The organism is Hansschlegelia beijingensis (assembly GCF_014196425.1).
GTDB lineage: Bacteria > Pseudomonadota > Alphaproteobacteria > Rhizobiales > Methylopilaceae > Methylopila > Methylopila beijingensis.
In genome coordinates this window covers 658,463-677,777 of record NZ_JACIDR010000001.1, presented here as the reverse complement: position 1 = coordinate 677,777, position 19,315 = coordinate 658,463, and the positions used below count along the sequence as shown (strand labels likewise).

The following is a 19,315-nucleotide window of genomic DNA, read 5'->3' as shown; positions in this document are numbered from 1 at the left end:
GTAAGCACGGCCGGCCCGGAGTCCTGTCGAGCCAATCCCGATCCAGATGAGCGCGAACCGGCCGATCGAACGCATCGCCTTTGCGGCGAGCGCCACGGAAGACGCGCAGGCCGCCCGCGCCGCGCTGGCGGCCCGCTATGGCGAGGCGTCGCTCGACGAGGCGGAGGTGGTGGTCGCGCTTGGCGGCGACGGCCAGATGCTGCTGACGCTGCACGAGGTGATGGGCCGCGGCCTGCCGATCTACGGCATGAACCGCGGCTCCGTCGGCTTTCTGATGAACGACTATTCGGAGGAGGCCCTGCCGGAGCGGATCGCCGCGGCCGAGCGCGCCGTGATCCACCCGCTGACGATGCGGGCGCGCGACTGCGAGGGTCGGGTCCACATCGCCAAGGCGATCAACGAAGTCCAGCTGTGGCGGCAGACCTACCAGGCCGCCAAGCTCCGGGTGGAGGTCGACGGCAAGGTGCGGCTGGCGGAGCTGACCTGCGACGGCATCCTCGTCGCGACCCCGACGGGATCGACCGCCTACAATCTCTCCGCCCACGGCCCCCTGCTGCCGCTCGCAAGCCCGCTGCTCGCCATGACGCCGATCTCGCCCTTCCGTCCGAGGCGGTGGCGCGGCGCGCTGCTGCCTGACCGCGCCGCGGTGGCGATCGAGGTGCTGGAGCACGAGAAGCGGCCAGTGGCGGCCGTCGCGGACAACAGCGAGTTCCGCGACATCCGGCGGGTCGAGATCGCGCTCGACCGCAAGACCAGCCTGACCATGCTGCACGATCCCGGCCACGGCCTCGACGAACGGATACTGGCCGAGCAGTTCGGCTGGTGACGCCGCACACTCGCCGTTAACGACGTTGGCGGATCATCGTCGACCGAGATGGTCCGCGTCGATTTCACCAAGCTCCGAATCCTCGTCGTCGACGACAACGCGCATATGCGCCGCATCGTCCGGACGCTGCTGCACGGGTTCGGCTCGCGGGAGGTCTACGAGGCCGAGGACGGCGCCGCGGGCCTCGAGATGTTCACCACGCATCTGCCGGACATCATCATCGTGGACTGGGCGATGCCGATCTTCGACGGCATCGAGTTGACCAGCATGATCCGGCGCCCGAACAGCGCCGTGAACCCCTATGTGCCGATCATCATGCTCACCGGGCATTCCGAGAAGAGCAAGGTGATGCGCGCCCGGGACGCCGGCGTGACCGAGTTCCTGTGCAAGCCGATCTCGGCGAAGTCGCTGCACCAGCGCCTGCTCAACTGCGTGCTCAACCCGCGCCCCTTCATCAAGACACGCGACTATTTCGGCCCGGACCGTCGCCGCAACATCTCCGGCGTGTACAGCGGTCCCGAGCGCCGGACTTCGAACGACGCCGTGGTGGCCGATCCAGCGGCCAAGCGGCTGCGCGACAGCGCATTGTCCTGAGGCGAGCCCAGATGCCGCACACGCCCCTCGATCCGCCGCTCGACGTCGAATGGCGCAAAGTCGACGCCGAGGTGTTCTCCGATCACACGGTGCTGCATCCGCCTAACCGGCTGAAGGAGCGCGCCACGGAGCTGATCGGCCCCCGGGGCTCCGGCGAGGCCGAGGCCATCCATCGGGCCGAACGGGCGCTCGGAGTGCTGTCCCAGGAGTTCGCCTCCTGGATGGACGCCGAGATCGAGCGTCTCGAGGAGGCGCGCAAGGCCTTCGCGACGAAGCCCTACCGGGACGCGGCGGACGCGCTCTATCGGGTCGCCCATGATCTGCGCGGCCAGGCCGCGACGCTCGGCTACCCGCTCGCGGGCGAGATCGCCGAGGGGCTTTGCGTCTTCATCGAACGGCTCGAGGCGAGGCCGCTCCCGCAGGCCGTCGTGGACCGCCACGTCGAGTCGATCCGCGCGATCGTCCGGCAGGACGTGCGCGGCCGCGACAACCCGGTCGGCGTCGCGCTCACGCTCAGGCTCGCCCAGCTGCGCGCCCAATACGCTCCGGGGATGGGGGCCGAGTAGTCCGCCCTCAGGCGGCGCGCGCCACGTCCGGAGCCGCCGCATAGCCGCGACGCGACTCCTCGCGCGCGGCCTCGGCCGCGAACCGGCGAAGCAGCGCGCGCATGCTCTCGACGTCGACGTCGGAGCCTTCGCAGGCGCTCAGGGCGCGCTCGACCATGCGGCGGGAAAGAGCCGCGCCGCCCGACGCCGAGCCGACGAAGCCGGACTCCCGGACCGCCGACAGCGCCGCACGGAAGATCGGCAGCGCCGACATCGGAAAGCCCGCGGAGCGATAGAGCGCCTCGAAGCCGCGCCCTTCGAAATCGCGCACGAAGCCCGCGACCCGCCGCGCGGGCTGGCCGCTCAGCGTGGCGAGCGAGGCTTCGAACAGAGCGAGATTGCCCGAAAGCAGCGCGCGCAGGGCGAGGCTCGGCGAGAACTCGCCGCGTTCCGAAAGATGCCGCACGAAGGCCCCGGCGTCGTCCGAGCGCCCCGCGATGGCGACCGCGCCGCGGTCGCAGGCCTCGTCGGCCGCCCGGCGCGCGCGGTCCGGACGAAGCCAGCCGCACTCCGTCACGAACGCCGACAGCGCCTGCGCCACCGAACGCATCAGGATATGCCGGAGCTCCGCGCCGACCTCGTCATGCGCCAGCAGCGCGTCGCGCACCCCGCCGTCGCCGCCATGGCGCTCCGCCATGCGGGCCGCCGCCGAACGCGTCAGCCGCGCGCCGGGGTTGCGCAGCAGCGCCTCGCAGGCGCGGGCGGAGCCGACTTCGGCGATCGCCGCAGCGAGGGGGCCGGAGACCATACGCCGCCTGGCGATCGCGACCTGGGCGCGGACATCCCCGAGAGCCACCAGATCGACGAGCTCGAGATCGGTCAGCCCGGGAGAGCGCGCGAGCACCGGCTCCGCCACGTCGGCGGCGTCCTGCGCCAGCGAGAGCATCAGCGCATGCGGGGCGTCGGGCGCGGCGGAGAGCGCCTCCGCGATCGCGCAGCGCACCGCGATGGCGGGATCGTCGAGGCTGCGGGTGAGCACCGCCTCGACCTCGTCGCGGACCTGCGGCTCGAGATCGCCATGCAGCCAGGATCGGGCGAGCGCTCCGGCCGCCTCGGCGCGCAGATGCGCCGGGGCCCCCGCGGCCCATTCCAGGTAGCGTTCGACGATCATCTGCGGGCGATCCGTTGCGGCGCGGGAGAGGACGCGGGCGGCGCGGCGAGGTGGACTTTCGCGAAGGACGGGGCCTCGACCGGAGCGGTTGCGGCGCTGCGGACCGCGATGCCGGCCGGAGCCGAAACCGGCGAGGCCACGGCCTGCGCGCGCGCCGCCGGCTGCGCCTCGGCCGCGGAGGCGGCGCGCCGCCGCGTCGCGGGCGCGGCGTCCGACACCAGCCCGGCCGCGCCGAAGGACGACCAGGCCTGCGCCACATAGGCCGAGACGGGCGAGCGCCGCCCGGTCTTGAACAGCGAATGGAACGGCGCGGCGTCGTTCTCCACGCCGCCGTTGAACGGCCCGTACTGCTCGTCCTGCGGAGCCTCCTGGAGCGCCAGAACGGTCGCGCGCGCGGGCGCCGCGTTCGGGATCTCGTCATGCGCCGCGGTGATCCGCGCGTAGACCTCGGAGGCCGTGCGGGGCCGTCCCTTGTCGAAGAAGATCGCCCGGTTGGCGGAGGCCTGCGCCGGGAAGGCGTCGGCGGCCGAAGCCGTCGGGGCGTTGGCGGCGAGGCTGACCAGCTGGATCGCGCCCTGCGCGCCCAGGAAATGCGCGGCGTAGAGCTCCCCCGGGGTAGCGGACCGGCCGAGCGCGGAGCCGAGCGCCTGCGCGTTGCGGCGGGTGAAGGCGCCGGCGAGCAGCGCAGACGCCGTGGGGTCGTCGCGCAGCGCCAGAAGTTCGGCGCGGCGGGCGGGATCGGCGACGACGTAGCGGCCGGACGACGTGCGGGAGACGTCCGCGGCCTCGCTGGCGTAGCCGAGGCTCGGGCCGTCTTCCTTCAACACCTGCAGCCAGGTCTGGTCGATGAACTGGAACAGCCCGCGCGCGGAGGAGGTCGGCGCCTTGGCGGCCGGATCGAGCGAGGACTCGCGCTTGGCGGTCTGCAGGAGATAGTCGAAACTCGCCCCGGTGGCCTGCGCGGCTTTCCGAAGCGCCGCCGCCACGCCCCCCGCAGCATCCGCCGGAGTGATGAGCTGCATTCGCCCTATGCCCGCTCTGCCGACGCGCCACGCGCCCTTTGCGCCGCCAATGGGCGATGCCGGCAAACTATCGGGCCTTTATGGTAAACCGGCCGTTAACGCCGCCTTCAGGCGCCTGTGAGACCTTAACAGATGGCCGTCGCCGCCCGCCTTTCCCCCGGTCCCCGGCGCTGGCTCATGCTGCGGCCGGAAGACGCCCCCGAAAGCGGCCCTACGGCCGGCGCCGAGGCGCTCGTGCTCGACCTGCCGGCGACCGCTCTGTCGGTCCGGGAGGCTCGCGCGCGGCTCGTGCTGATCTCGCGGACCGCCCCGACCCCGCTCTACGCGCGGATCCATTCTCTGGAGACGGATGAGGCGGAAGCCGATCTCGCGGCGGCGGCCGAGGCGAAGCTGCAAGGCGTCGTGCTGACCGACGCCGCGTCCGGCGCCGACGTCCAGCACGTCGCCGCGCTGCTGGCGGTCGCGGAAGCGCGCGCCGGCCTGCCCGACGGCGCGCTCACCCTCCTGCCCTGCGTGGACAGCGCAGCGGCGTTTCTGCGTCTCCCCTCCCTGCCCGGCTGCAGCGGCCGCCTGGAGGCTCTGCTCTGGGACGGCGAGTCGCTGGCGCGGGACGTCGGCGCGGAAGCTGCGCGCGACGCCGAAGGAAGCTGGACCGGGTGCTGCCAGACGGCGCGCTCCCTCGTCCTCGCGGCCGCCGCGGCGGCAGGGATCCCGGCCATCGACGCGCCCTTCCGGAACGCTGCGGCCGGCGCCCTGCGTGGCGAAGCCGAGACCGCCCGTCGGGACGGATTCGCGGGAAAGATCGCGGTCGACGCGGCGCAGCTCGCCGCGCTTGCGGAGGTGTTCCGGGACGCCCCCTGAGCAGCCTCAGCCGCGCGGCCGCGGCATCGCGAACATCTCGAACACGGCCGCGTAGTCGAGGTAGCCGCAGCGCGCCACCGCGCCCTCGCGGCTCGTGTCGAACAGCCCGTCCGTCAACGCGGCGTCGTCGATATGGACCCCGACGACCTGGCCCGTCACCACGAACCGCCCGGCCGAGCGGCCGGCGAGGTCGTGCAGTTCGGTCACGTTCAGCACCTTGCATTCGAGCGCCGCAGGGCTGAGCGCGACGCGCGGCGGTTTCACCAGCCGGCATGGCGCGGTCTCGAGCCCGGCGCGCTCGAACTCGCTCTCGCCGGCCGGAAGCGGCGCGGAGCTCTCGTTCATGGCGTCCTTGAGGGCGAAGCTCACGAAGTTGCACACGAACTCGCCGGTCGCCTCCGCGTTCGCGACGGAGTCTTTCCGGCCCGCGGACGAGAACATCACGATCGGCGGATCGTCGCAGACGCCGTTGAAGAAGCTGTAGGGCGCGAGGTTCGGCCGCCCCGCCGGGTCCACGGTTGAGATCCAGCCGATCGGGCGCGGCGCGACGATCGCCTTGAACGGATCATGCGGCAGGCCGTGGCCGGCCCCGGGCTCGTAGAACATCGTCACGCGCTCCAGCGGGTGACGATCTCCGACAGCGCCGGACGCGGGCGATCCGGGAGGCGCTCGGTCGGCGTCCCGATATGGATGAACCCGGCGAGCTTCTCGTTCGGCTTGAGGCCGAGGATCTCGAGCGCCCGGGGCTCATAGGCGGCCCAGCCGGTCACCCACTGCGCCCCGTAGCCGAGCGCGTTGGCGGCGACGGACAGGTTCATGCAGACGGCCCCGACGGAGAGCACCTGCTCCCATTCCGGGATCTTCACATGCGGCGCGGCGCAGCTCACCACCGCGACCACCAGGGCGGATTGCGAGAACGCGTTCGCCTGCTGTTGCACGCGGCCCTCGGCGACGCCGGGATCGAGCTCCTTCAGCAGCGCGGCGAGCCGCGCGCCGAGGGCGGCGCGCGCCTCCCCTTCGATCAGGATGAAGCGCCAGGGCGCGAGCTTGCCATGATCCGGCACGCGCGCCGCGAGCGTCAGCATGCGGTCCAGTTCGTCGGTCGACGGGCCGGGTTCGGCCAGCGCGTTGGCGGGCACGGAGCGACGCGAGCCGAGCAGGTCCAGGGTCTCGTTCATGACCTCTCCTGAGGAGACGCCGCCGGCCCGAGGCCGACGGGGCGCTGTGGGGACCAAGGCTTTAGCGATGTTCGTCCCCGCGCGCCAACGAGGCGCGCGCAGCCGTCGCCTTCTCATCCCGCGTTCCGGCGTGTAGATCACGCAGGCCCTCACCTCAGGAAGGCTCTGGCTCCGGCCATTGCCGATCGCTCCCGCAGCGGGATTCAAGCCATTCCGCACCTCCCCCGGCCGCGCTGCGCCGTCACGGGCCATGTCGCGGCTCGCCAAGGCGAAAAAGTCGGCGTGATCCGCCAAGTGACGATCTTGCCAGGCGTGGTCGCCGGTGGCATCGCTCCACGCATGGGCCGCATCCTGCATCGCGCTCTGGCGTCCGTCCTGCTGGCGGTCAGCGTCCAGGCGACCGCCGCCGCGGAAGACCGCACGCCGCCCGGCGCGCCGGCGGCCAACCGGACGCCCGCGCCCGCCATGCCCGGCCGGGAGCCCGGCGGCGGCCTGATCGGCGGCACGATCTCGGGCCGCATGAACCTGATCGGCCCGTCCTCCAGCGAAGCCCCTCAGCGCGAGCAGACCCCGCGTATGCCGCCGCCGTCGATGTTCTCGCCGGAGCGGCTCGACAAGGTCGACCCTGCGGTAATCGACGGCCTCCGGCTGCCGAGGCTCGACCCCGCCGGGCCGGCGCCCGTGCGGCCCGCGGCGCCCTCGCCCTCGGCGCCCAAGGAAGCGGCCCTGCCGCCGCCCGTCGCGCCCGTCATCAAGGAGCCGGTGTCCCTGTCGGCCGTCTTCGACGAGGGCGGCGCCAAGGTTCCGGGCGGGGTCAAGTGGCGCGTGTTCACCGACCAGCCGGACGCCAATGGCGAGCACCTTCTGGTGGCCGAATCGACCGAGGCCGAGCCGCGCTTCGAGCTCGATCCCGGCAACTACATCGTGCACGCGGTCTATGGGCTTGCGAGCGCGGCGAAGTTCGTGACCGTCCGCCCGCGCCAGCCCACGACCCAGCGGATGGTGCTGAAGGCGGGCGGCGTCAGGCTGTCGGCCTTCGTGGGCGACGCCAAGCCGCCGGAGGCCGACGTCACCTTCACCCTGTCGCGCGACGAGGGCGGCATGGCCCAGAAGGTGGCCGATAACGTCCGTCCGGGCACGCTGCTGCGCCTGCCGGCGGGCGATTACCACGTCGTGTCGAACTATGGCGACGCCAACGCCATCGTCGAGGTCGACCTGCAGGTCCCGCCCGGCAAGCTCGTCAACGCCCAGGTTCACCACAGGGCCGCCTCGGTGACGCTGAAGCTCGTCGACCGCGCGGGCGGCCGGGAGCTCGGCAACACCTCCTGGACGATCCTGACGCCGGGCGGCGACGTGATCCGCGACTCGATCGGCGCGCTCCCGCGCATCGTGCTGGCGGAGGGCGACTACATGGCGATCGCGCGCCATGACGGGCGCATGTATCAGCAGAGCTTCGCCGTGAAGACCGGCGTGCCGACGGCCGTACAGCTCACCGCCGACGGCGGCTAGCCCTTGGGCGCCTTGTAGACCGAGCCGGGCTCGAACAGCCGCGCGGCGTCGGCGGGCGCCAGCGCCTCCCCGAGCGCGCCGGGGCCCACGGGGACCTTGCGGTAGAAGCAGGAGCGGCGGCCGGTGTGGCAGGCGGCGCCCGTTCCGGCGACCTCGACCGAGAGCCACAGCGCGTCCTGGTCGCAGTCGACCCGGAGCTCGACCACCTTCATCTGGTGGCCGCTTTCCTCGCCCTTGCGCCAGAGCTTGCCGCGCGAGCGCGACCAGAAATGCGCGACGCCGGTCTCGATCGTGGCCCGCAGCGCCTCCGCGTTCATGTGGGCGAACATCAGCACCCCGCCGGCGCGCGCATCCGTCACGATCGCCGCCACCAGCCCGTCGCGGTCGAATCGGGGCGTGAGGCGCAGCCCCTCCTCCAGCTCCTCATGAGGACCGGGGGGCGGAAAGCTTGAGGTCATGATCGAGGGCGCCTGGGGAGAGGGAACGGGCGAGCGCCGCCCCTTGGGCGCTTCAGCGCGAGCCGTGGCCGGCGCGCACCAGCGTGATGAACCGCGCCTGCTCGGCCGGCTCGTCGCGGAAGACGCCGGTGAACTGGGTGGTCACGGTCGAAACGCCCTGCTTCTGGATGCCGCGCATCGACATGCACATGTGCTCGCCCTCGAGCATCACGGCGACGCCGCGCGGGCGCAGATGCTCGTCGATCGCCGCCAGGATCTGCGCCGTCAGCGCCTCCTGCGTCTGCAGGCGCTTGGCGTAGGTGTCGATCACGCGTGCGATCTTGGACAGGCCGACCACGCCGTTCTGCGGGTAATAGGCGACATGCGCCTTGCCGAAGAACGGCACCATGTGGTGCTCGCAATGCGAGAAATACGGGATGTCGCGCAGCACGACCATGTCGTCGTAGCCCTGCACGTCCTCGAACACGCGCTCGAGATCCTGCGCGGCGTCCTGGGCGTAGCCGGCGAACAGCTCGCTATAGGCCTTCACCACGCGCTTGGGCGTGTCCATCAGGCCTTCGCGGTTCGGATTGTCGCCCGCCCAGGCGATCAGCGTGCGCACGGCGGCCTCCGCCTCCTCCCGGGTCGGCTTGCGGAAGGTCTGGTGGCCCTTCGGGGCCGGGATGGGCACGCGCGCGAACGGGTGCTGTACGACAGCGTCCATGGGCTTCCTCTTCGGAGGACCGTCGGCCCCCTCAACGCCACCGGCGGAACTCAACCTGCACTCCTGGCACAAGGCCCGTAACGGATCATGGCGAGGGCCGGCGCGGCCGCTTATATAATGGACCCACGGCGCCGAACAATCGACGCGATTGATCAAAACGCTTGGCGTAGGGCGGGAGCCCCGATGATCGACGACATCTACAATCGCAGAATCCTCGAGCTCGCGGCGGACATCCCGCGGCTCGGCCGCCTCGCGGCGCCTGACGCGAGCTCGACCCAGCACTCGCGGCTGTGCGGCTCGACCGTGACGGTGGATATCGTGTTCGACGGCGAGACGGTGACCGACTTCGCTCACGAGGTGCGGGCCTGCGCGCTCGGCCAGGCTTCGTCCTCCGTGATGGCGCGCGTCGTGGTGGGGCGCACGGCGCAGGAGCTGCGCGAGGTTCGCGAGGCCGTGCGCCGGATGCTCAAGGAGAACGGGCCCGCGCCGGACGGCGTGTGGGAGGACCTGAAGGTCCTGGAGCCGGTGCGCGACTACAAGGCCCGCCACGCCTCCACCCTGCTGACCTTCGAGGCCGTCGTCGACGCGCTCGACCAGATCGCGGCCAAGCGGGCGGCGTGAGCGCGCGCCTGCTCGCGTGGCTCCGGCGCGCGCCGCGCCATGCGCTGCGCCTGCCGATCCTGGCCTATCGCTATTCGCTGTCGATGCTGATCGGGCGGCGCTGCCGCTATCTTCCGACCTGCTCGGAGTTCGCCGACGAGGCGATCGCCCGCCACGGCGCATGGGCCGGCGGCTGGATGGCGGCCGGCCGCGTCTGCCGCTGCCATCCATGGGGCGGCTCGGGCTACGAACCGGTCCCGCGGGAATTGCCTCCCGGCGCCCGCTGGTCTAGGCCGTGGCGCTATGCGGCGGGCCCCGAACGGCCCCGCTGCGAACCCGTCGGCGGCGGCCGGCGGACCGTCTGACCAACCACCTGAAGCGCTTACCTGCATTCGTAGGCAGCGAGTGAGCGGAGACCCGACATGCCCCTCGTCACCTTTCCCGACGGCGCACAGAAATCCTATGAGGCCGGCGTCACCGGCGCGCAGATCGCCGGCGAAATCTCGAAGTCGCTGCTGAAGCGCACCGTCGCCATGGCGCTCGATGGCCAGGTCGTGGACCTCGCCGACCCGATCGAGCGCGACGTCCATATCGAGTTCCTCGACCGTAACGATCCCCGCTCGCTCGAGCTGATCCGCCACGATTGCGCGCATGTCCTCGCGGAGGCCGTGCAGACGCTGTGGCCCGAGACGCAGGTCACGATCGGCCCGGTGATCGAGAACGGCTTCTATTACGACTTCGCCCGCGACGAGCCGTTCTCGACCGACGACCTCGCGGCGATCGAGGCCGAGATGCGCCGGATCATCGCGCGCGACCGGCCGTTCACGAAGGACGTCTGGAGCCGCGACCGCGCCAAGGACTGGTTCGCCGCCAGGGGCGAGACCTTCAAGGTCGAGCTGGTCGACGCCATCCCGGCGGACCAGACGATCAAGATGTACGCCCAGGGCGAGTGGATGGACCTCTGCCGCGGTCCGCACATGACCTCGACTGGCAAGGTCGGCGACGCCTTCAAGCTGATGAAGGTCGCGGGCGCCTACTGGCGCGGCGACTCCAACAATCCGATGCTCCAGCGCATCTACGGCACGGCCTTCCCGGACAAGGCCGCACTCGACGCCTATCTGCACATGCTGGAGGAGGCCGAGAAGCGCGACCACCGCCGCCTCGGCCGCGAGATGGACCTCTTCCACTTCCAGGAGGAAGGCCCAGGCGCGGTGTTCTGGCACCCGAAGGGCTGGACGCTGTTCCGCACGCTGATGGACTATTCGCGCCGCCGCACGGCCGGCTCGGGCTTCGTCGAGGTCAACACCCCCCAGGTTCTCGACGCCTCGCTGTGGCAGACCTCCGGCCACTGGGACTGGTACCGCGAGAACATGTTCGTCACGGAGACCGAGGACGAGCGCGTCTTCGCGATCAAGCCGATGAACTGCCCGGGTCACGTGCAGATCTTCAAGCACGGCCTGCGGAGCTATCGCGAACTGCCGATCCGCATGGGCGAATTCGGAATCGTGCATCGCTATGAGCCGTCCGGCGCGCTGCACGGCATGATGCGCGTGCGCGCCTTCACGCAGGACGACGCGCACATCTTCTGCACCGACGAGCAGTTCATGGCCGAGACGCTCGCGCTGAACGAACTGATCCTGTCGATGTACGCCGACTTCGGCTTCGACCGCATCGTGCTGAAGCTCTCGACGCGGCCGGAGAAGCGGGTCGGATCGGACGCGCTGTGGGACCGCGCCGAGCAGGTGATGGGCGACGCGCTCAAGGAGATCTCGTCGCGCTACGGCAATCGCGTGACGACGGCCGTGAACCCCGGCGAAGGCGCGTTCTACGGGCCGAAGTTCGAGTATGTGCTGCGCGACGCGATCGGCCGCGACTGGCAGTGCGGCACCATCCAGGTCGACTTCAACCTGCCCGACCGTTTCGGCGCCTTCTACATCGGCGCGGACGGCGAGAAGCATGCGCCGGTGATGATCCACCGCGCGATCTTCGGCTCGCTCGAGCGCTTCACCGGCATCCTGATCGAGCATTTCGCCGGCCACTTCCCGCTCTGGCTCGCGCCCGTGCAGGCGGTGGTGACCACGATCACCTCGGAGGCGGACGGCTACGCGGGCGAAGTCGCGGCGGAGCTCCGCAAGGCCGGGCTGCGGGTCGACCTCGACCTCCGCAACGAGAAGATCAACTACAAGGTCCGCGAGCACTCGCTGGCCAAGATCCCGGTGCTGGTCGTGGTCGGCAAGAAGGAGGCCGAGACGCGCCACGTCTCGATCCGCCGCCTCGGCTCGCAGAACCAGACGCCGATGTCGCTCGACGAGTGCGTGGCGAGCCTCGCCGACGAGGCGACGCCGCCCGATGTGCGGCGCGAGCGTCTCGACCGGCAGGCCGCGCATGTTCCCGAAGGCCGGCTGCCGGAGAAGCCGGAAGAGCTTCTGGATCTCTGAAGCACGCGCCTCTTCCCGGAAACGGCCGGGATGAGGCGTCCTGATCCTACGCCGTCGCGATGTAGTCCCGCATGGCCGAGGCCTCGGCCTCGATCTGGTCCATGCGGTGCTTCACGACGTCGCCGATCGAGATCATGCCGGCGAGCCGGTTCCCGTCCATGATCGGGACATGGCGGAACTTGCCGTTGGTCATGCGATCCATGAGCTCGTCGACCGTGTTGTCGAAATGCCCGGTCACGACCTCCCGGGTCATGAAGTCGGAAGCCGGGCGGTCGAGCGCGTCGCAGCCGTGCGCGGCGAGCGCGCGAACCACGTCCCGTTCCGTGAGGATGCCGGAAAGTCCGTCCGCCCCGTCGTCCACCACGACGGCGCCGATGCTCTTTTCAGCCAGCGTGCGGACCACGTCGGAGACGAGCGCCTGGGGCGAGACGGTGACGACGCCGCTGCCCTTGGTCGAGAGAATCGCCTTGACGCGCATGTCCTGTCCTCCCTGTTCGCCGCCGCCGGAGCGGTCGGCGGTATCTGGTCGGGCGCGGGACGTCGGCGGCGGCTACTCTTGATCCTTACGGCCGACCCGCGGCCCCTGTTCCGTCATCATGGGGCGGATGCCGCGAGGGTGGCAAGACGTCGAAAGTCTCTTGCGACGAAGGGCGGACGCCCCTCCGGACCGGGTCGAACAGCGGAAACAGCAGCAGCCCGGCGATGAAGCCGCCGATATGCGCCTCCCAGGCGATGCTGGCGTCGCCCATCCCGATCGTCGTCGAACCGAGGCCGGCCAGCGCGTTGCCGCCGAACCAGACGAGCAGGAAGATGAGCGCCTGCGGGCGGCGCAGGGAGGTGCGCAGGGGCTCGGCCGGGATGAGGAAGGCCTCGCGCCCGCCGCGGCGGAACACGTCGAGCGGGCCGCCGGATTCGAACATGAACCGCATCGCGGCCGCGGTGTGTCCGGAGATCGCGGCCGACGCGCCGATCACCGGCGTGGCCTCTCCGTAATGGAGCGCGAGGTGCGTGGCCGCGCCTGCGGCCGCCGTCAAGGCCGAAAACACAAGAAAGCGGCTTGTGCCGAACCGCCACGCCAGAGCGCTGCCGAAAGCCAGCAGCCATACACCGTTGACCACAAGGTGGGTGAGATTCCCGTGGAGAAAGGCGTAGGTCACGAAGGTCCAGACCTTCGCCCCCTCCCCCCCGAGCAGCTCGTCGGCGTATGGAAAGGAGGGGTCGTACCGGGCCGGTATGAAGGCGAAGCGGAGCAGCAGCTCGAGGTCCGCCTCGTCGCTCAGAAAGAAGCGGACGAGGTGGATCGCCGCCAGGACGACGAGCGTCACGGTGATCACGCGCGGAGCGTTGAAGGCCGGCTGATGTTCGCGGGGCAAGGGCTGGATCGGTCTCTCGGGACGGGGCTGGTCCCATCATGGACGCGCCACGCGCAAGTGCTCGCCTGAAGTTCAGGCGATTGCAAGGCGAGGCTCACGGAGAACCACCGAAGAATGGCACGGCTCCTGCTCAACGGTTTGTTAACCGCCCGTCGCCGCCCGGCCTGTGCCGAAGCGGGACGACCGGCGCAGATCAGACCGTGTGAGAGCGTCACGATGAAGGCCGTCACCACGAAGGAGCTGTTCGGGTACTGGAACCGCCTGCGCGGCGCCCGGGCCGCCCCCGAGCGCTCCGACGTGGACCCGGGCCAGATCCGCTCGATCCTGGGCGACACCTTCATCCTCGAAGCCGACGGCTCCGCCGGCTACCCGTTCCGGCTGTCCGGGTCGCGGATCTGCGCCGTCACCGGACACGAGATGCGGGACGAGCAGTTCCTGTCCCTGTGGCGGGGGCCCGATCGCGCGACCCTGCTCGGCGCGCTCGAGACCGTCTCGGACGACGCCGCCGTCGCGGTGCTGGGCGCGCAGGGGTCGACGGATCTCGGCCGGAAGGTGGACCTCGAGCTCGCCCTGCTGCCGCTGCGCCACCGCGGCCGCACGCATGCCCGCATCCTCGGTTCGCTGGCGCCGGTCGAGACGCCCTACTGGCTCGGCGCCTGCCCGGTCACCCGCTTCGAGCTCAGTTCGCTCCGGATGATCTGGCCGAGCGGACGCAACCGCTCCTTCTCCGATCCCTCGCCCGAGCCCGTCGCGCCTGCGCCCCACACGCTCGCGGGGCTTGGACGGCGCATCGGCCGCTTCCTGGTGTTCGACGGGGGACGCTGAGCGAGCGGGTTACGCCGCGTTAACGGCGTTCCTTTAGATTCGAGGAAGGCGGCTGGCTGCGGCCGGCGTCACCCATCCTCGAAGGCCCTTCGATGTTTTCGTTGAAGATGCCGCTCTCCGACGAGCGCCGCCGCCACCAGCGGGTCAAGGTCGCGCTGCTCGGGCGCTACATGCTGACGTCCCGGCGCGAATATCCCTGCCAGACGCTCGACATGTCGCCGGGCGGACTGGCCCTGATCGCGCCCGTCCCGGCGCAGCCCGGCGAGCGCGTCGTCGCCTATCTGGACCATATCGGCCGGATCGAGGGGCTGATGGTGCGGCCGATCGCCAACGGCTTCGCGATGACCGTGACCGCCACCATCCGCAAGCGCGACAAGCTGGCGGCCCAGCTCACCTGGCTGGCCAACCGCAGCATCCTCGGACTGCCCGAGGATCGCCGCCACGAACGTCTCGTGCCGCGCAACGCCCGTTCGGTGCTGACCACCGAGGACGGCGTCGAGCACGAATGCCGCGTGATCGACGTCTCGCTGTCGGGCGCGGCGATCAACATCAATCTCGACCTGCCGATCGGGACCCCGGTCATGCTCGGCCGCACCGCGGCGCGGGTGGTCCGGCATTTCGAGCGCGGCCTGGCGGTCGAGTTCACCCGCACGCAGAATCTCGAGGCGCTGCAGGAGCAGTTCGGCTAACGCCGCCTTCCGTCTGCCGGGTCTTCAGAGCGCCGCCCCAGGGGCGGCGTTTTTCGTTCATGCGCGCCGTCCGACCTCGGGACGAGGCGGGCGCTCGGCTGACGCCTGAACAGCCATTCAGCGACATGGTTTACACTTTCTAAAACGACCCTGCCGAAACCGGGGTCGCGTTAACTTTTTGGTCGCCAAGTCGACCGCTCATCTTCTTGGCTCCATGCCTGTTGGTAAATAAAACTTGCAATGCATCTCTAAACAAATCATCTCCAGAACCTTGCCAAAGTCCAAATCTCGTTCCTAAAACTCTGAACTTCGACTTAGACGGACGGCAAATCGGATATGAGACTTTTGCTCCCGGGACAGAACGGGAGTTGGAAATGCTTCTGCGGGGTAAGTTTAAGTCGATTTACTTCTTGTTTGGACTGGTTGCAGCTGGATTCACCTTTTCCGGCGCGCAGGCGGCGCCGTCCGTGAAGCTGGCGCTTGCGACGCCGATGCAGGTCGAGGGCTCGGCGAAGTCGCCGATCGGCTGGATCGACTTCTGCAAGACCCATTCGGCGGATTGCGACGTGAAGGCGGCCCGGCCTGTCCGCGCGCCGCTCACGGAAGCCCGCCTCAAGGAGCTCGACGCCATCAACCGCAAGGTCAACGCGGCGATCGCGCCGATGACCGACCAGGAGCTCTACGGCGTCGAGGAGAAGTGGACCTATCCGGTCGATAAGGGCGACTGCGAGGATTACGTCCTGCTCAAGCGCCGCATGCTGATGGACGCCGGCTGGCCGCGCCAGGCGCTGCTGATCACGGTCGTGCGCGACCTCAAGGGCGATGGTCACGCAGTGCTGACCGTGGTCACCGACCGCGGCGACTACACGCTCGACAACCAGGCCGACGACGTGAAGCCGTGGTTCGAGACCGGCTACACCTACATCAAGCGCCAGTCGCAGATCGACCCGAACGTGTGGGTGCTGCTGGGCGACGGCATCGGCCCGGTCGGGGTCGCCACCGCCCCGTAAGCCGCAATTCCAGGGAACGCTCGCAGCCTGTCACGTCCCCAACTCCCGCCCGACAGGCCGCAAGCCAGAGGCCGGCTCTCCGCCAGGGAGCCGGCCTCGCCTTTTTCTGCGATCAGGACGTCAGCCGACGCGCGCCATGCCCTCGCGGAAGCGCCGGCCATTGGCCACGTAGCGCGCCGCCGAGCCGAGCTGGCGCACCTCGAACTCCGGACCGAGCGTCTTCACCACCCGGGCAGGCGCGCCGATGATCATCGAGAAATCCGGGAACTCCTTGCCCTCGGTCACCAGCGCGCCGGCGCCGACCAGGCAGTAGCGGCCGATCTTCGCGCCGTTCAGCACGGTCGCGCCCATGCCGATCAGGCTGCAGTCGCCGATGGTGCAGCCATGCACGATCGCGCCGTGGCCGAGCGAGCAGTCCTCGCCGATCACCAGCGGAAAGCCCGGGTCGGTGTGCAGCACGCAGCCGTCCTGCACATTGGAGCGCGCGCCGATCGTGATGGGCTCGTTGTCGCCGCGCAGCACCGAGCCGAACCAGACGCTGGCGTCTTCCTCGAGGATGACGTCGCCCACCACCACGGCGCTTTCGGCCACGAAGAAGCGGCCGTTGGCCGGGGTTCTGGGGCTCACGCCGCCGAGCGAATAAAGCGCCACCTTGGATCTCCGTTCTTCTCTAGCCGACGAAGGCTGCGAGCGCCGCGGCGCCGAGCACGAGGCTCCATCCGCCGAGCAGGGCCGTCCCCAGGCACATCGCCCAGGCCGGCCGGCGGCCGCCGAACAGCAGGCTGCGCGCCAGGATATAGGATGCGCCGATGGTGACCACCGGCACGGCGGCCGCCGCGGTCACGTCCGGCTCGCGCAGCAGTCCGAAGCTCGCCCGCCGCTCGGTCAGCGCCTCGAAAGCGGACGCCGCGGCGCCCGATATCGCAAAACCGAGCGCCACGGTGAGGGCCGGGATCAGGAAGGACATGGGACACTCTCCGCGTCGGCGTCGTGGTCGCCGGCCCTGTGGCAAGACGCGGGCCGTCCCGTCGCGGGACGGTCAGTCCGGCGTCACTCGAGGTCGGTCTCGAGGATCGCCATCTGGAAGTTGTAGGACAGGTCGCCGTCCTCGTCGTCGCGGAACAGCACGCCGACGAACTCGTCGCCGAGATAGACCTCGGCGGAATCGTCCTTGCGCGGCCGGGCCACGACCCGAACCGTCTGGTTCTGGAACAGCTTGCGCATGTAGGTCTGCACGCGCTCGAGCTCGCGTTTCTCCAAGCTTGCCTCCTTGGGGCGGGGGGAGCCAGCGAAGAGCGGCCAGGAAGCCTGCCCCGTCTGGTGGTGGGTCGGGCTTGCCACGCGCGGGCGAGCGAGGCAAGCCCGGCGGCGCGGCTCTATTCGGCGGCGGCGGGCGGCGGGAGCTTCGCAGTCTCCGCCGGCGCCAGGATGGCGTCGGCCGCGCGCGGCAGGCTCAGCGTCGCCCTCAGCCCGGGCCCATTGTCCTCGAGCGTCAAGGCGCCGCCGTGCAGGCGCGCGACCGCGGCCGCCAGCGCGAGGCCGAGGCCTGACCCGGGCCTGGAGCGGCTGGTGTCGAGCCGCACGAAGCGCTCCATGGCGCGCGACCGGTCCTGCGGGGGGATGCCCGGCCCGCGATCGGCCACCACGATGCGCGCCTCCGTCTCGCTCGCCGACGCGGAGACCGTCACCTCGCCCGGCCGGCCTTCCGAGGCGCCATAGTTGAGCGCGTTCTCCACAAGGTTCGCGACGAGCTGCCCGATGAGTTCGCGGTTGCCGAGCACCCGGATGCTGGCGGGCGCGTCGACCGTGAGGGTCGCGCCCCGCTCCTCGGCGAGCGGCTCGTAGAGCTCGACCACGCCGCGCGCGACCTCCGCGACGTCGACCTCGGAGATCTGCCCCCGGGCGCCGCCCGATTCGGCGCGGGCGATCAGCAGCAGCGCGTCGAAGATCCGGATCATGCCTTCCGAATCCGAGATGATCTGCTCCATCGCGGCCTGCCACTCCTCATCGCCATGGGCGGCGCGCAGCGCCGCCTCGGCCCGGTTGCGCAGGCGGGTCAGCGGCGTCTTGAGGTCATGCGCGATGTTGTCCGAGACCTCCTTGAGGCCTGCCATGAGCTCGTTGATGCGGTCGAGCATCGCGTTGGTGGCCTGCGCCAGGCGGTCGAACTCGTCGTCGGACCCGGTCACGGCGAGGCGACCCGAAAGATCGCCGGCCATGATGGTCCGGCTCGTCTCGGTCATGGCGTCGAGCCGCCTCAGGACGCGACGGGCGACGAACACGCCGCCGGCGAGGCCGAACACCACGACCAGCCCGAGCGACCACTGCACGGCGTTCGCGATGACCGCGGAGAGCCGCTCGCGCTCCTCGGTGTCCCGCCCCACCAGCAGCCGGTAGCCGCCCGGCAGCACGAACACCCGCACCACCGCCGGATATGGCGCCACGCTGTTCTCGCCGACGCGCTGATACGGAATCTCGCGCTCGCCCGCCTCCGCCAGAGAGGCGCCGGGGATCGCCTGGAGGTTGCCGGCCAGAACGTCGCCCTGGGCGGTCGTCAGCAGGTAGAGCGTGCCCTGCGAGGAGCGGTTGGAGCGCTCTTCGACCACAGCGACCAGCTTGCGGATGCCGCCCTGCCGGTACTGCTCGGCGAGGCCCGTGATCTCGGCGTCGACGGTGGCGTTCAGCTGGGCGGCGATCAGCGCGTTGGCGTGCCAGGCCACATAGGCCAGCACGACCGTCGAGAGCGTCGCGAACACCAGCAGATAGGCGAGCGCCAGCCGGAAGGCGGTCGTGCGGAGGAGCTTACCGAGCGCCGTCACGGATCATGTAGCCCGCGCCGCGCACGGTGTGCAGCAGCTGCTTGTCGAAGCCCTTGTCGATCTTCGAGCGCAGGCGGGAGACATGGACGTCGATCACGTTGGTCTGGGGGTCGAAATGATAATCCCAGACATTCTCCAAAAGCATCGTGCGCGTGACCACCTGGCCGGCGTTGCGCATGAGATATTCGAGCAGGCGGAATTCGCGCGGCTGGAGGGGGATGTCCTGCCCGGCGCGGGTCACCGTGTGGGACAGGCGATCGAGCTCCAGATCGCCGACCCGGTAGACGGTCTCGGCCGCCGCCGGCCCGCCGCGGCGCGACAGCGCCTCCACGCGGGCGAGCAGCTCGGCGAAGGCGTAGGGCTTGGTGAGATAGTCGTCGCCGCCGGCCCGCAGGCCTTGGACGCGGTCGTCCACCTGGCCGAGCGCCGAGAGGATCAGGACCGGCGTCTTCAGCCCCTCCGCCCGCAGGCGCCCGATCAGCGACAGGCCGTCGAGCTTCGGCAACATGCGGTCGATCACCAGCACGTCGTAGTTCGACCCGGTGGCGAGCGCGTAGCCGTCCAGCCCGTCCGCCGCGTGGTCGGCCACGTGGCCGGCCTCGGTCAGGGCCTTGACGACGTAGGCCGCCGCTTCGCGGTCGTCTTCGACGATCAGGAGTTTCATGGAGTTGGTCATGGCGCGGAGGCGATCCGG

The 19,315-nt window shown here is 70.4% G+C and carries 24 protein-coding genes; 11 read left to right on the top strand and 13 right to left on the bottom strand.

The annotated features are described in order from the left end of the window. Window positions 1-46: 46 nt before the first annotated feature. Genes GGR24_RS03105 through GGR24_RS03095 form a run of 3 tightly spaced genes read left to right on the top strand, consistent with a single transcriptional unit; the run spans window position 47 to window position 1,986 of the window. Window positions 47-826: an NAD kinase gene (locus GGR24_RS03105; protein ID WP_183393813.1), complete on the top strand. Its 780-nt coding sequence runs from the start codon at window positions 47-49 to the stop codon at window positions 824-826. A 48-nt stretch (window positions 827-874) separates the two neighbouring features. Then, entirely contained in the window at window positions 875-1,420 is a 546-nt protein-coding gene (locus GGR24_RS03100) for a response regulator (RefSeq protein ID WP_183393812.1), read from the top strand. An 11-nt stretch (window positions 1,421-1,431) separates the two neighbouring features. Next, the gene (locus tag GGR24_RS03095; protein ID WP_183393811.1) at window positions 1,432-1,986 is read left to right on the top strand and encodes an Hpt domain-containing protein; all 555 of its coding nucleotides are present in this window, start codon (window positions 1,432-1,434) and stop codon (window positions 1,984-1,986) included. A 7-nt stretch (window positions 1,987-1,993) separates the two neighbouring features. Here GGR24_RS03095 and GGR24_RS03090 read toward each other — a convergent pair whose 3' ends face one another. Then, on the bottom strand, window positions 1,994-3,136 hold the full coding sequence (locus GGR24_RS03090; RefSeq protein WP_183393810.1) for a DUF2336 domain-containing protein: 1,143 nt from the start codon (window positions 3,134-3,136) through the stop codon (window positions 1,994-1,996). Next, entirely contained in the window at window positions 3,133-4,158 is a 1,026-nt protein-coding gene (locus GGR24_RS03085; RefSeq protein WP_183393809.1) for a lytic transglycosylase domain-containing protein, read from the bottom strand. Before GGR24_RS03085 ends, GGR24_RS03090 begins: the two co-directional genes overlap by 4 nt. Before the next feature lie 132 nt (window positions 4,159-4,290). On the opposite strand from GGR24_RS03085, the gene GGR24_RS03080 reads away from it, so the two are divergent. Further along, window positions 4,291-5,019 (top strand): aldolase/citrate lyase family protein, encoded by a 729-nt coding sequence (locus tag GGR24_RS03080; protein WP_183393808.1) that lies wholly within the window; start codon window positions 4,291-4,293, stop codon window positions 5,017-5,019. A 6-nt stretch (window positions 5,020-5,025) separates the two neighbouring features. Here GGR24_RS03080 and GGR24_RS03075 read toward each other — a convergent pair whose 3' ends face one another. Beyond that, window positions 5,026-5,625, bottom strand: a complete 600-nt coding sequence (locus GGR24_RS03075; protein ID WP_183393807.1) for a flavin reductase family protein — start codon at window positions 5,623-5,625, stop codon at window positions 5,026-5,028. Between the two features lie 2 nt (window positions 5,626-5,627). Further along, window positions 5,628-6,197 (bottom strand): nitroreductase family protein, encoded by a 570-nt coding sequence (locus GGR24_RS03070; protein ID WP_183393806.1) that lies wholly within the window; start codon window positions 6,195-6,197, stop codon window positions 5,628-5,630. A gap of 294 nt (window positions 6,198-6,491) precedes the next feature. On the opposite strand from GGR24_RS03070, the gene GGR24_RS03065 reads away from it, so the two are divergent. Next, the gene (locus GGR24_RS03065; RefSeq protein ID WP_343066176.1) at window positions 6,492-7,706 is read left to right on the top strand and encodes a hypothetical protein; all 1,215 of its coding nucleotides are present in this window, start codon (window positions 6,492-6,494) and stop codon (window positions 7,704-7,706) included. Here the strand turns inward: GGR24_RS03065 and hisI are convergent. After that, a complete protein-coding gene (gene hisI, locus GGR24_RS03060) occupies window positions 7,703-8,164 on the bottom strand; it encodes a phosphoribosyl-AMP cyclohydrolase (RefSeq protein ID WP_183393805.1) in 462 nt (153 codons plus the stop codon). The genes GGR24_RS03065 and hisI overlap by 4 nt on opposite strands. A 52-nt stretch (window positions 8,165-8,216) precedes the next feature. Further along, window positions 8,217-8,867 (bottom strand): GTP cyclohydrolase I FolE, encoded by a 651-nt coding sequence (gene folE, locus GGR24_RS03055; protein ID WP_183393804.1) that lies wholly within the window; start codon window positions 8,865-8,867, stop codon window positions 8,217-8,219. 183 nt (window positions 8,868-9,050) lie between these two features. Between folE and GGR24_RS03050 the strand changes: the two genes are divergently transcribed. The 3 genes from GGR24_RS03050 to thrS are packed head-to-tail and all read left to right on the top strand — an operon-like array spanning window position 9,051 to window position 11,905. Continuing rightward, window positions 9,051-9,488 (top strand): iron-sulfur cluster assembly scaffold protein, encoded by a 438-nt coding sequence (locus GGR24_RS03050; protein WP_183393803.1) that lies wholly within the window; start codon window positions 9,051-9,053, stop codon window positions 9,486-9,488. After that, on the top strand, window positions 9,485-9,832 hold the full coding sequence (yidD, locus tag GGR24_RS03045; RefSeq protein ID WP_343066175.1) for a membrane protein insertion efficiency factor YidD: 348 nt from the start codon (window positions 9,485-9,487) through the stop codon (window positions 9,830-9,832). The genes GGR24_RS03050 and yidD overlap by 4 nt, the downstream gene beginning before the upstream one ends. 57 nt (window positions 9,833-9,889) lie before the next feature. Continuing rightward, on the top strand, window positions 9,890-11,905 hold the full coding sequence (gene thrS, locus GGR24_RS03040) for a threonine--tRNA ligase (protein ID WP_183393802.1): 2,016 nt from the start codon (window positions 9,890-9,892) through the stop codon (window positions 11,903-11,905). A gap of 46 nt (window positions 11,906-11,951) precedes the next feature. Here thrS and GGR24_RS03035 read toward each other — a convergent pair whose 3' ends face one another. Both GGR24_RS03035 and GGR24_RS03030 read right to left on the bottom strand, forming a co-directional pair. Continuing rightward, window positions 11,952-12,383 (bottom strand): CBS domain-containing protein, encoded by a 432-nt coding sequence (locus GGR24_RS03035; RefSeq protein ID WP_183393801.1) that lies wholly within the window; start codon window positions 12,381-12,383, stop codon window positions 11,952-11,954. Window positions 12,384-12,468: 85 nt separating this feature from the next. Next, window positions 12,469-13,278, bottom strand: coding sequence for a rhomboid family intramembrane serine protease (locus tag GGR24_RS03030; RefSeq protein ID WP_183393800.1), 810 nt, complete (start codon window positions 13,276-13,278; stop codon window positions 12,469-12,471). A gap of 216 nt (window positions 13,279-13,494) precedes the next feature. Between GGR24_RS03030 and GGR24_RS03025 the strand changes: the two genes are divergently transcribed. The 3 genes from GGR24_RS03025 (at window position 13,495) to GGR24_RS03015 (ending at window position 15,802) form a co-directional block, all read left to right on the top strand. After that, on the top strand, window positions 13,495-14,103 hold the full coding sequence (locus GGR24_RS03025; protein WP_183393799.1) for a PAS domain-containing protein: 609 nt from the start codon (window positions 13,495-13,497) through the stop codon (window positions 14,101-14,103). Between the two features lie 92 nt (window positions 14,104-14,195). After that, window positions 14,196-14,792 (top strand): PilZ domain-containing protein, encoded by a 597-nt coding sequence (locus GGR24_RS03020; RefSeq protein ID WP_183393798.1) that lies wholly within the window; start codon window positions 14,196-14,198, stop codon window positions 14,790-14,792. 374 nt (window positions 14,793-15,166) lie between these two features. Beyond that, a complete protein-coding gene (locus GGR24_RS03015) occupies window positions 15,167-15,802 on the top strand; it encodes a transglutaminase-like cysteine peptidase (RefSeq protein WP_183393797.1) in 636 nt (211 codons plus the stop codon). 120 nt (window positions 15,803-15,922) lie between these two features. Here GGR24_RS03015 and GGR24_RS03010 read toward each other — a convergent pair whose 3' ends face one another. The 5 genes from GGR24_RS03010 to GGR24_RS02990 form a co-directional block, all read right to left on the bottom strand. Next, a complete protein-coding gene (locus GGR24_RS03010) occupies window positions 15,923-16,453 on the bottom strand; it encodes a DapH/DapD/GlmU-related protein (RefSeq protein WP_183393796.1) in 531 nt (176 codons plus the stop codon). A 19-nt stretch (window positions 16,454-16,472) separates the two neighbouring features. Beyond that, on the bottom strand, window positions 16,473-16,769 hold the full coding sequence (locus GGR24_RS03005) for a DUF6949 family protein (RefSeq protein ID WP_183393795.1): 297 nt from the start codon (window positions 16,767-16,769) through the stop codon (window positions 16,473-16,475). An 83-nt stretch (window positions 16,770-16,852) separates the two neighbouring features. Further along, window positions 16,853-17,062: a DUF3126 family protein gene (locus tag GGR24_RS03000; protein ID WP_183393794.1), complete on the bottom strand. Its 210-nt coding sequence runs from the start codon at window positions 17,060-17,062 to the stop codon at window positions 16,853-16,855. A 116-nt stretch (window positions 17,063-17,178) separates the two neighbouring features. Further along, complete coding sequence (locus tag GGR24_RS02995; protein WP_183393793.1) at window positions 17,179-18,621, bottom strand: ATP-binding protein; 1,443 nt, start codon at window positions 18,619-18,621, stop codon at window positions 17,179-17,181. Then, window positions 18,605-19,297, bottom strand: a complete 693-nt coding sequence (locus tag GGR24_RS02990) for a winged helix-turn-helix domain-containing protein (RefSeq protein WP_281375285.1) — start codon at window positions 19,295-19,297, stop codon at window positions 18,605-18,607. The genes GGR24_RS02995 and GGR24_RS02990 overlap by 17 nt, the downstream gene beginning before the upstream one ends. Between the last annotated feature and the right edge of the window lie 18 nt (window positions 19,298-19,315).